Source organism: Thalassotalea euphylliae (assembly GCF_003390335.1).
Taxonomy (GTDB): domain Bacteria; phylum Pseudomonadota; class Gammaproteobacteria; order Enterobacterales; family Alteromonadaceae; genus Thalassotalea_F; species Thalassotalea_F euphylliae_B.
The window spans coordinates 2,871,148-2,883,012 of the sequence record NZ_QUOU01000001.1; the positions used below are offsets into that span (position 1 = coordinate 2,871,148).

The 11,865-nt window shown below is 40.7% G+C and carries 10 protein-coding genes and 1 pseudogene; 10 read left to right on the forward strand and 1 reads right to left on the reverse strand.

Annotated features, from left to right (window positions below; translation table 11 throughout):
• The first annotated feature begins 44 nt into the window (after positions 1 to 44).
• The 6 genes from DXX93_RS12725 to DXX93_RS12755 all read left to right on the forward strand — a co-directional run bounded on the left by DXX93_RS12725 (position 45) and on the right by DXX93_RS12755 (position 7,444).
• A complete protein-coding gene (locus DXX93_RS12725; RefSeq protein ID WP_181902219.1) occupies positions 45 to 2,162 on the forward strand; it encodes a methyl-accepting chemotaxis protein in 2,118 nt (705 codons plus the stop codon).
• 797 nt (positions 2,163 to 2,959) lie between these two features.
• The gene (gene yiaY / locus DXX93_RS12735) at positions 2,960 to 4,105 is read left to right on the forward strand and encodes an L-threonine dehydrogenase (RefSeq protein WP_116008426.1); all 1,146 of its coding nucleotides are present in this window, start codon (positions 2,960 to 2,962) and stop codon (positions 4,103 to 4,105) included.
• 421 nt (positions 4,106 to 4,526) lie between these two features.
• Positions 4,527 to 5,210, forward strand: coding sequence for a CsgG/HfaB family protein (locus DXX93_RS12740; protein WP_116008427.1), 684 nt, complete (start codon positions 4,527 to 4,529; stop codon positions 5,208 to 5,210).
• Between the two features lies 1 nt (position 5,211).
• The gene (locus tag DXX93_RS12745; RefSeq protein ID WP_258872662.1) at positions 5,212 to 5,565 is read left to right on the forward strand and encodes a DUF4810 domain-containing protein; all 354 of its coding nucleotides are present in this window, start codon (positions 5,212 to 5,214) and stop codon (positions 5,563 to 5,565) included.
• Positions 5,566 to 5,579: 14 nt separating this feature from the next.
• Positions 5,580 to 6,224: a DUF799 domain-containing protein gene (locus DXX93_RS12750; RefSeq protein ID WP_116008429.1), complete on the forward strand. Its 645-nt coding sequence runs from the start codon at positions 5,580 to 5,582 to the stop codon at positions 6,222 to 6,224.
• A gap of 63 nt (positions 6,225 to 6,287) precedes the next feature.
• A protein-coding gene (locus tag DXX93_RS12755) for an IS3 family transposase (RefSeq protein ID WP_116008430.1) occupies positions 6,288 to 7,444 on the forward strand; the annotation gives its coding sequence in 2 pieces (ribosomal slippage) (positions 6,288 to 6,531 and positions 6,531 to 7,444; 1,158 coding nt in all).
• A 124-nt stretch (positions 7,445 to 7,568) separates the two neighbouring features.
• On the opposite strand, the pseudogene DXX93_RS21200 reads toward DXX93_RS12755, so the two are convergent.
• Positions 7,569 to 7,658 (reverse strand): annotated as a pseudogene (locus DXX93_RS21200) (succinate--CoA ligase subunit alpha); the annotation flags it as partial.
• A 297-nt stretch (positions 7,659 to 7,955) separates the two neighbouring features.
• Here DXX93_RS21200 and DXX93_RS12760 point away from each other — a divergent pair.
• The 4 genes from DXX93_RS12760 (at position 7,956) to DXX93_RS12775 (ending at position 11,812) form a co-directional block, all read left to right on the forward strand.
• Positions 7,956 to 9,275: a spinster family MFS transporter gene (locus DXX93_RS12760; RefSeq protein WP_116008431.1), complete on the forward strand. Its 1,320-nt coding sequence runs from the start codon at positions 7,956 to 7,958 to the stop codon at positions 9,273 to 9,275.
• Positions 9,276 to 9,705: 430 nt separating this feature from the next.
• Entirely contained in the window at positions 9,706 to 9,930 is a 225-nt protein-coding gene (locus DXX93_RS12765; RefSeq protein ID WP_147302688.1) for a hypothetical protein, read from the forward strand.
• A 367-nt stretch (positions 9,931 to 10,297) separates the two neighbouring features.
• Positions 10,298 to 11,194: a DUF4747 family protein gene (locus DXX93_RS12770; protein ID WP_116008433.1), complete on the forward strand. Its 897-nt coding sequence runs from the start codon at positions 10,298 to 10,300 to the stop codon at positions 11,192 to 11,194.
• Between the two features lie 6 nt (positions 11,195 to 11,200).
• Positions 11,201 to 11,812 (forward strand): hypothetical protein, encoded by a 612-nt coding sequence (locus DXX93_RS12775; RefSeq protein WP_116008434.1) that lies wholly within the window; start codon positions 11,201 to 11,203, stop codon positions 11,810 to 11,812.
• The last annotated feature ends 53 nt before the right edge of the window (positions 11,813 to 11,865 follow it).

The following is an 11,865-nucleotide window of genomic DNA, read 5'->3' on the forward strand; positions in this document are numbered from 1 at the left end:
GATTAGCCAATATGGGCATTAACAAGCACTTCGAGGTCAATAATATGAGTTTTACTTCTAGCAGTTTAAAATTAAAGCTTATTATTGCTTTTATTTTGCTATCAATTTTCTGTTTATTGCCTGCCGCCTGGTTGGCTCTCTCGTCATTAGAGCAGGTATCAGAGCAACAACTGCAAAAAATGGAGCAGGAACTAAAAAACTCAATCACCGCCAATATGCAAGCTTCAGGTGAACAAGCAGGAGAAAAAATTAAAGCCCTGCTTAATCTTAGTTACAGCACACCTGCTTCGTTCGCCAGAATATTATCTGACAGTGCCATACCGAATAGTCCCATGGCACGTGCTCGAATTAAAGCACTAAGTGAATCTTTTTTAACGGCAAATCCAAATTTAAGTGCCTTGTATACCCATTTTGAAAGCAATGGGTATGACGGCAAAGATAGCGAAAACATTGGTAATACAGCACACAGCAGTAAAGCCGAGGGCGGTCTAGAGTTGTACTATTACCGCGATGGCAATGAACTTGTTTACAGCCCAACGGAGACATCAAGGTTCAAATACGGCACTAGTTTAAACCGTTATGGCATTAGAGAGTTTGAATGGTACTTATGCTCTCGTGATACCAACAAACCATGTATATTAGATCCTTATTTATACGAGTTAGACAACGGTAGTAAAGTGCTGATGACAACCCTAAGTGCACCTGTAAATGTCAACGGTCAATTCAGAGGAATAGTTGGTGTAGATATTAACCTACCCATTCTGCAACAGTGGATTACACAGCAGGCCAAAGACCTATTCGATGGCCAATCAACCATAAGCCTTATTAGCCAAAACCAGTTTTTGGTGGCATCAAATGCCTATAAAGATCACTTGGGTAAAAAGCTCAATGAATTTGAAAACAGCCTGAACAGTACAGCCACTAACCCAAATAACTCTCTTAACACCAGTGGTGATGTCTGGCATGTCACAGTGCCGATACAACTGTCCAGCACTAACACCCAATGGCAGCTTATTGTTAGTCTAAAAAAAGATATTGCGTTAGCACCAGTTAACAAACTCAAAGCACAAGCAAACAGTAACTACATAGCAGTTATGACTGAGTATATTGTATTTTTGCTCTTTTTAGCTGGCTTGAGTATTTTCGCTGCTATTATGTTAGCTCGCTCTATCGTGACCCCCATCGCCAAAGTATCTGGGTCAATTCAAAACCTTGCTTCTAATGAGGGCGATTTAACGCAAAAAGTTGAAGTGCACAGTCATCAGGAATTGATTAAGCTCGCCAATGGCTTAAACAGTTTTATTATCAAATTGGCCGATATGATCTCTCATTTAAAAACCAATTCACAGCACCTTGCTGAACAGTTTGTAATTTTGGAGCAAAAAGCGAAAAACGTAGAAAGCGATACCGATAGCCAAAAAGTGAACTTAGATAGCATTTCAACCGCAGTACACGAAATGTCAGCAACCGCTTCAGAAGTCTCGCATTTGGCTTCAAGTACAGCGACAGGAGCTAATCAGGCAATAGAGTCGTTAACGTCAACTCAGCAATCATTGAAAAACAATGTCGACGAAGTAAACGAATTGGCAAACACCATGGACTCAACAGCTCTACAAGTGTCTCAAGTGGCCAATCGCAGTCAAGAAATCACAGGTATCGTATCAACGATTCAAGCAATCGCCGAGCAAACTAACTTGCTTGCTCTCAATGCTGCAATAGAAGCCGCGCGGGCAGGTGAACAAGGTCGAGGCTTTGCCGTGGTTGCCGACGAAGTGCGCAGCTTAGCCAGCCGCACGCAAAGCTCAACAGAGGAAATCAGTAGCCTAATTACCAACTTGCAACAAGATGTTAGCCATGCCGTTGGCGCACTTGAGCATATTCAAGGCTCAGTGGTTGACACCGTCGACAAAACTACCGAAAGCTACACTATGCTCAATGCGACTCTGGACAACATCAACACCATTAGTGAAAGCACTATTCAAGTAGCCACCGCCGCAGAAGAGCAAAGTCAGGTCAGTGAAGATATTAGCCAGCGTCTAGTGGAAATATCGGATACTAGTGTCCAATTAGCAGCACTGGGTAATGCCCTCAATCAATTGAGCCTTGAGTCTACCGAGCTGATTAATGAGGTTAACGATCAATTGGCAAGGTTAAAAGTATAATACCCATTGAAGTAAACCTGTGCTCTAATTGCCATGACTTTACAACCATTAGAGCACCGTATATCAACCGACAAAATTAAAAAAGCTCGGACACTTGGTGTTGCGAAGTAACTACCTACCGGACTAGCTTAAACGGCTGCAAAGAGCGCCTAAAGTGTTGGTTGCTGGCCAAGCACCTGCGCATAGACCAGTGCATAAGGATAAAAGTGGCTATAACGAGAAGAAAAAGCCACATAAGCAACGAACCAACATGGATAAAGGACATACTCCACCCAAAAACCCATGGGAGAATTCTCCTCAGTAATACAGGGCTGATTCTATTGCGGTGATGGCTACTGCCCCTAAAGGGCTCCATATCACCGCACTGCCCTTTGAAACCCCATCGACGTCCTGCTCAGCACTAGCACTCAAGTGAAATTTTAGACGATTATACCGAGATATTGCGACACGGCATTCATGCCTCAACGCAAGTGCTTGATATCCCATATCGGGTCGCAACTCGCTTTGATATTTCATTTTTGATGGTAGGCAGGGAAAAGTGTTGAGTGTAAGGCTCAAGGCTTTTTCAACTAACTCAATCAGACACGCGAATCTCTTTGACTCACCAGTAAAAAATTAAGCAACTTTAATTTGGAGCTGCCCCTCATTTAAGCACTCATTTAATTTAAACAAAAATGCAGTCGGTCATCATATTGATTTATATCAATCTCAGGTAACACAAAAACCACTATTATTCTCCTGCTTGTACTTATGCCCTATTGGCTATTCCTTTAATACGCTTGAACTGGAGACTAACTATGTCAGCTTTTTATATGCCCTCAGTGAATCTTATCGGCCAAGGTTGCTTAAATGAAGCAATCGAAAACATTACATCTCTCGGTTTCAAAAAAGGCGTTATTGTCACCGATCAGGTACTGGTTAACCTTGGTATGGTTGCGCAGGTTCAGAAACTACTAGCGGCGCAGCAAATTGAAACAGTCGTATTTGATGGTACACAACCTAACCCGACAATCCAAAATGTCGAAGATGGCCTAGCAATATTAACCGCCAATAATTGCGACTTTGTTATCAGCTTAGGTGGTGGCTCGCCGCATGATTGTGCCAAAGGTATTGCCTTAGTTGCCACCAATGGTGGGCAAATTAAAGACTATGAAGGCGTTAACGTATCGAGCAAACCACAATTACCCTTAGTGGCAATTAACACCACCGCAGGCACCGCTTCCGAAATGACCTTATTCTGCATTATCACCGATGAAGCACGTCATATAAAAATGGCCATTGTTGATAAAAATACAACGCCAATTATGTCGGTCAATGATCCAAGTTTAATGCTAGAAAAACCTGCATCGCTAACTGCCGCCACGGGTATGGACGCGTTAACTCATGCCGTTGAAGCCTATGTTTCAACTGCCGCCACCCCAATTACCGATGCCGTTGCGTTAAAAGCCATTACGCTGATCCAACAGCATTTACGCGAAGCGGTTAATGACGGACACAATATTGAAGCGCGTGAGCAAATGGCCTACGCCCAGTTTATGGCGGGTATGGCATTCAATAACGCCTCGCTTGGCTATGTGCATGCGATGGCACATCAATTAGGGGGCTTTTATGACCTGCCCCATGGCGTATGTAATGCAATTTTATTGCCGCATGTGCAAAATTTTAATGCCCAAGTCTGCCCAGAGCGTTTAACCGATATCGCTCAGGCGATGGGAGTAGATGTTAGCAACTTAACACCAGCGCAAGGGGCGCAAGCTGCCATCGAAGCGATTAAGTCGCTATCCAAAGATGTAAATATTCCAGCGGGTTTACAAGCGCTTGAGGTGAAAGAAAGCGACTTTGACACCTTAGCAGAAAACGCCCTAAAAGATGCCTGTGGTTTAACTAACCCCATTCAAGCTAACCATAAGCAAATAAAAGCGATATTTGCCGCGGCCATGTAGCCTAAAAAAGCGTAATCGAAAGCATGGTAATATAAGGCAATGCAGGCTTAGTAAAATAAGCGCTATACGGTTTTCGTATAGCGCTTTTTCTCTATAGATAAAAGCGAGAGTAAAGCTTAAAGCAATTAGAGCAGTATTTAGCCCAATGGTAAAGTCACACTCTCTAACCACACCCTTTATAAATATCAAACCAATCAGTTATTTCAAAGCGAATCCCGCCAAACTGCATGATGAACTTGAATTCGGACGATGCACCTTACCCCAAATGAGCACGAATACCTGATAATACAAACCGTTGAAGCCTGTCAAATACAGCAAAAAATGGCATTTACGCCCTAATAACCTTATGTTTTTAAAGTTTTTTATTGAGTATCTTTGGCATTCGTAGATAATTGTCTTTTTTAAAAAGGAAATTACAATTATGAATTGTCATCAAATCAAACTCATACTCATCTCTTGCCTACTATTTTTAACAGGATGTGCAACGCAAAGTCACAAAAAAGTAGAAGTTGTTCCAGTTGAAACTAATCAGACCGTATACACAGGAACCAAGTCAACACTGGTGTTAGGCGAATTCAACAATCGTTCCAATTACATGCAAGGTTTATTTGCATCTAATATTGATAAGCTTGGCAATCAGGGCAAAACCATTTTAAAAACCCATTTACAGCAAACCAACCGCTTTAAAATCGTTGATCGAGAAAATTTAGCGAATTTGCAAAAAGAAGCAGAGCTATTGGGTGTTAAACAGAAAATTAAAGGTGCTAGGTACGTGATCAGTGGTGGTGTGACTGAATTTGGTCGTAAAACCATTGGTGATAAACAGCTTTTTGGCATTTTAGGCGCAGGTAAAAGTCAAATAGCTTATGCAAAGGTATCACTCAATGTTATTGATGTTTTAACATCTGAAGTGATTTACTCAACCCAAGGTGCGGGTGAATATCAATTAACAGAGCGACAAGTAATTGGCTTTGGTTCTAAAGCAGGTTATGACGCAACCTTAAACGGCAAGGTTTTGGATTTTGCTATCAAAGAAACGGTTAATAATATGACGCGCGATTTACAAGCTGGCGTTCTAGATTTTAGTCATGATGAAAGGAATTAAAATGAATAAATCTTTATTAACAGCAACTTTGCTGGGTTCTTTATTAACGGGCTGTGCCACCACCAAAACTCAGTATTATTGGGGTGAGTATGAGCAGCTAATTTATCAAACTTACCACACACCGGGCGAAGCAACACCGATTGTTCAAATTGAAAAATTAGAAGCGGATATCAGTAAAGCCGCTGAAGCAGGAATGCCTATTCCTCCTGGCCTCTACGCACATTTAGGGCTAATGTATGCCAGCAACGGCAACAAAAGCATGGCACTAGCATCATTACAAAAAGAAAAAGAACTGTACCCTGAGTCTGCAACCTTTATTGACGGTTTGATCAAGCGCTCTAGCGAGAATGGATAAAATAAGGAATATTGATGAAAAATTTATTGTTAAGCGTTGCAGTCTTCTCCATATTGCTTGTGTCGGGTTGCGCTACAATTGAACCATATGATTATCAAGCATTGAAACAACATGCCCCCCGTTCAATTTTGGTCATACCACCAATTAATAATTCAGTAGAAGTTAACGCACCATATACCTATTTATCTACTGTCACTCAGCCATTAGCAGAGAAAGGCTACTACGTTTTTCCTGTCTCTGTTATTGATAACTTTCTAAAAGAAAATGGCTTGCCTACACCTGTAGAAATGAATAGTGTGCCACTTGAAAAAATTGATGAGATTATTGGTGCTGACGCGGTTTTGTATGTTGATATACAAGATTGGGGACAAAAATTCCAAGTGTTTTCGTCCGTTACCGTAGTTAAGGCAAACATTAAATTAATATCGGTTAAAACAGGCGAATTGCTGTGGGATGCTCCTATTTACGCTCAACATGATCCTAATAGTGGCAACAGCGGTGGCTTAGTTGGCGCTTTAGTTGGTGCGGTAGTTTCTCAAATTGCAGGTGAACTTACCGACAATACCCCATCGGTAGCTCGAATTGCCAATAGTCAGGCTTTCTATTCGCAAAAAAGGGGGTTGTTAACAGGCCCGTATTATCAAGAACCAAAGAAATAGTGAACTGGTTTAATTGAGCCGGACACTTTAATAAAGGACAATGTTCCAATATTGAGGTGTTAAATGACAAAACGAAAAAACAAAACCTATACAACCGAATTTAAACAAGAAGCTGTAGCTTTAGTGACTGAGCAAGGCTATACGGTCTCACAAGCCGCAGCCTCTTTGGGAATTACAACTAAACTCATTTATAACTGGAAAGCTAAACTTGAACAACAACAAGCTGGTAATGCGTTAAGTGAAGATGAACGAGCAGAGCTAAAACGGCTCAGAAAAGAAAATAAAGAACTCAAAATGGAGAAAGAGATCTTAAAAAAGGCAAGCGCCTTCTTTGCGAAAGAAATGAAGTAAAGTACGAGTTCGTCAAAGCCAATAGTCAGGCTCATGACGTCCGCAAGATGTGTGCTGTGATGCAAGTCAGTCGCTCTGCTTACTATGCATGGCTCAAACGGCCAGCCAAGTTAATTACGGCAGAAGAGCTTCATTTATATCGGCGAGCTAAAGCGCTGTTTAAACGCAGTCGTGAAAGCTTGGGCTATCGCGAGCTACATAAAAACTTACGCAAAGAAGGCTTTGAAATTGGTAAGCACAGAACTCGAAAGCTCATGGAAGCGTTGAACCTGAAAGTAAAGCAGCGAGTTGCCTACAAGGTAACAACGAAGCGTAAGCATGCTGATGCAGTTGCAGATAATTTGCTTAATCAGAACTTTAATCCGTTGGGGCCAAATCAGATTTGGGCTGGTGATGTGACTTATTTAAAAACAGGCGAAGGTTGGATGTATCTTGCTGTTGTGATGGATTTATATTCTCGACGCATTGTTGGTTGGCATATAGATAAACGTATGACGACTGACTTAGTGATGAAAGCCATGATTAGGGCTTATAACCTGAGAAAACCAGCTAAAGGCTTAGTATTCCACTCTGACCGAGGCTCTCAATACACCAGTAAGCGTTACCGTCAGCTGCTCGAACAATTTGGTATTCGAGCGAGTATGGGTGATGTGGGAGCCTGTTGGGATAACGCAGTAGTGGAGAGGTTCTTTGGCAGTTTGAAACATGATTGGTTACTTAAAGTGGCTCAACCTACGCGTGAGCATATGAAAAATGATGTTGTCGATTATATGAAGTATTACAACTTAGAAAGACTGCATTCAGCTAATGGTGATATGTCACCAGTAGAGTATGAAAATTCTTTTAGAAAAGTGTCCGGCTGGAGTTGACCAGAACATAGTCACTAAAATTTTGACTACTGATATAAATAAACCCTATCGAAAATGGTAGGGTTTTTAATAATTTGAAGTCAGCTAAGCGACCTGTTTATCAAGCGTTTAAGCTAAATACTACTTACCAAACACTCTTCTCTTTAAGCGCAGTACCGATATCCGCTAATGAACGAACAGTTTTAACAATAGCCGCTTCTAGCGCTTTAGTTTTAATTAGATCTGCTCTCCATTTATACTTAACCGGTTCTGCCACTTAACTGTTCAAGTTATAACCCATAGCATAACAATATAGCGTGAACTATGCTCAGTTCACGCTTTTCCTTCCCCAATACTTCATCAATAAATTCAAATAATTAAATAAAAAAACACATTGAATTTAGTACATCTAATCTCCAAAAAACGATGAACCTTTCAACAATTGTCAAACTAAACAGTTGACTTATTAATACTCTCGTTTGAGTATGAAACTCGCGCCAAATAATGATAATAATTACCTCAAGAGGGAACAATGACGCAAACGAACACTCAACATCTGGGCACACAAGCGCCGACCAAAGAAGTGAGCTATGCCACCACAGGACAAAAATATTACGCATTGGGCCTACTCACTGTCGTTTACAGTTTTAACTTTATTGACCGACAATTACTGTCTATTTTGCAAGAAGGCGTAAAAGTCGATCTTGGTCTCTCTGATACGCAACTAGGATTACTAACAGGCTTCTCGTTTGCACTGTTTTACGTACTCGCAGGCATTCCGATTGCCAAGTGGGCCGATAGCGGCAATCGTCGCAACATTATTTCGCTAGCCACATTTGTCTGGAGTTTAATGACCGCTGTCAGTGGCTTTGTTCAAAACTTTGTTCATCTGCTACTCGCCCGTATCGGTGTGGGTGTGGGTGAAGCGGGCTGTAGCCCCCCCTCACATTCGATTATCTCAGATATCTTTCCGCCTCATGCCAGAGCAGGCGCATTAGGCTTTTATGCAACAGGCGCAAATATCGGTGTGTTGTTTGGCTTTTTGCTTGGCGGTTGGCTTAACGAATTATACGGTTGGCGCGTTGCTTTTATTGTGGTTGGTGCACCGGGTATTTTACTTGCCATCATAGTGCGCATGGCCCTGAAAGAACCCATTAGAGGCTTGAGCGAAAACCGCACATCAACCGAACAAGCGCCAACCTTTAAGCAAGTGATCAGCTTGCTGTTTAGCCGTATATCATTTCGACATATTGCGCTAGCGTCAGCCCTTACCGCATTTGTCAGTTACGGTTTAGCAAGCTGGTCGGCGTCACTGCTGATCAGAAATTACAATATGCCAACCACTGAGCTTGGTATTTGGTTGGCGCTAATTATCGGGGTTGGCGGTGCTATTGGGGTCTTTAGTGGTGGCGTACTGGCAGATAAACTCGCCAAGAAAGATCAACGCTGGTACGCTTGGTTACCCGGTTTGGCCTCGTTAACAGCATTGCCATTTTTAATTTCATTTTGTATCGCTACCGATAAAAATATTGCGCTTATCAGTCTAATTTTACCCGCTTTTGTCGGTAATATTTACTTAGGTGTTGTTGTCGCAACCATTCACAGTCTGGTTGGTTTGCGAATGCGCGCGGTGTCATCGGCAATATTTTTCTTGATTATCAATATTATTGGTCTTGGCCTCGGACCATCGTCAATTGGCGTATTAAGTGATGTTTTATCAGCAACACACGGTGACAAATCACTTGGTTTAGCCATGTTATACCTCTTACCAATTGTTAGCTTTTGGTCTATCTGCCACTTTTATTTTGCTTCGAGAAACTTACGCGAAGATCTCGCTAACGCACCACAATAAACGCAACACTCCCCCTTTAACTCACTATTGAGTTAAAGGGTTACTCTTCAGAAATACCTAGCTAAATTTCTTGAGCTGGTATATTTGAGCAGTCAAAAGGCTTTATCGAATAGTTAAACTTTTCGATTCTATTGCGGCAGTGGCCGCAGCCCCCAAACAGCGAAAACAACAAATAAAATTTAGGTGATTAAACTATACCTGCCAATGCGACATCCCTGTCACAACGTCAGTTGTCAGCATCAATGCTGATAATGGTAGAACCACCTAAATTTTATTTGAATCGCTGACAAGGGATTGGTGTTGAATTCAAGGCTTATTGGTTTTACTGAAAGAAATCTTAGTGCATAGAAATTCATCACTAAAACTAAACGAAGCGCTACTCTGCTTAACAAACGCCTGAAATAAATAAACCGATTCATGTATCGCCTGCATGGATGCAGGTGAAAGCTGTTTGCACATGGATGTGCTTTACAGTTGCTACATCGAATATCGGTTTATTTATGAAAGACTAGCGTTTGGCAGCAGCGCCATGGGGTTCCAAGGGGATAGTGGCGTTAACGTCCCCTTGGGTGCCGTCGCCACCGCGACAATTAAATTGGATAGATTTACCAAAGCCAGAAAGAATTTCAACAAATCAATGACTCTGAACTTTTGATTCAATGATTTTAATTTGGATCTGACCCATTTATTTTGCTGGCAGGACGCCAGCAAAGCTATGTAGAGCATGGATGCTCGTTCATAGCGCTAGCTCGACAAATTTATTAATTAGGAAGAATAAACATTTTGCAGCAGCGCCATGGGGTTCCAAGGGGACAGTGGCGTTAACGTCCCTTTGGGTGCCGTCGCCACCGCGACAATACAACCAGAAAAAATACACTATATTCGAACGTATTTTAATGTGTTCCTGATCCAATTTATTGTGATAAGCATTTAAATTTCATGCAATTTTTTTCTATCAAAAATTGGCTCTCTCGTGTCATAATCAGGAACTAATGATAAAAATATATTAGATTGGAATTAGTATGGCTGTATTTTATTATTTTAATGTTCAAGTGTTACCTGACTCAAAAGAGCATGGTTTTATAGGGAAAAGTGGCTACAAGCAAATATTTACCTATTTATCGCAAGAAACTCAAAAAAACATGAGTAACAAAACGATAGGTAAAATCGCCGTTAAACTTAAAAACGATTTTTATTTCGCGCCAGTAAAAATTGAAGTTAAAGATAACTACGCGCAAGGTTATTTTAGAAAATTTGACCAAATAACCTCTTTAAAAGACTTTTACACTAATTCTGATGTTGAGTTTCGTGGTGAAAAAGGATTGGTCACCAGCAAAGCTTATAACTTTCACTTTGTCTTTGACTTCAAGAAGCACATTCTCGCAATAAGTGACTATGAAAATAGGCTTCCTGCTCCATCAGTGTTGGAGAAGTGTTTTGAAGAGCTAATTTCTCTGGAACTTGATAAAGTTTCTACTCATCATCATGTTGAGTCGATAATACTTAAAGACGGGACAGAGCTAAAAACGCTACTTGACGCTCCGCGCTTCAAAAGTATTAATTCGTCTATCACGTTCTCTAACCCTGAGGATATAGAAGAATTTCTTGAAGAAAACGTATTAGAAAGAGAGCTCAGAGAACATGGAGTAAACAAGCTAGGAGCTACATTTATGGCAGCCGCAAAAGGCTACATTACAGGATTGCCAAAAGTAGCAAAAGCTATTCTTAAGTTATCGACTAAATTTGGTGATGCAAAAGGCCAGTATTGGGATACACATGCAGACAAATATAAGTCTTTTGCACTACATAACTTCCCAGTCAAGATACCGTTATTCAGAAATAAAAAAATGTCTGATGATCAGTATTTCACCGACATTCATTCTTCAATTGAAGATGCTGACAACAAAACAAAAGGTTAAGTACTAATGTTTCGGGTTGATTATTTTTTTAAAGTGCTATTAAAGCTACCTATATTAGGGAAGTACCTCAAGGTTACAAATGCTTATGCCTTTAAAGGTGACCCTAGATATTCAAAACAATTTGCTCCATATCAACTTTGGAGCAAAAGAGTTTTTCCAGCATGGAGAAACTCCTTCATCCTTTCTTTTGTAATCTTATATATCGTAGAGCTAACAAATAACAAAAATTATGACCCCGGTGAATACATTGTAGGTGCAGTACCAGACTTGCTAGGGTTCGCGATTGGTGTCTTTGCTTTGATATTTGTCTTACCAAGTGGATTAAAGGACTTTATTAAGAAAAGAGGCGGAAAAAAATTTCCAATTGAAGAAATCCCCGCAGATGTTGCGTATCCATTGATGGGACTTGTTTTAGCTCTTGCTGGTAGTTTCTTTCTAGAACTTGTAAATGATGAAAATAAAGTAGCACTGTTTTTTGAGACAGTCTTAGTCATTTATTCCATTGAAATGATCATAGAAATGGTAATGTTCATATACTCTTTAAATCGTATGAGCATTTCAAACGTTATCGACAGTAAAAGGTTGCGCTTCTACGATAGAAATAAGTCAAGACGATAATTACAAAAAACCCGCCTAAAGGCGGGTTTTTCAAATACTTTTAAAAAGAAAGG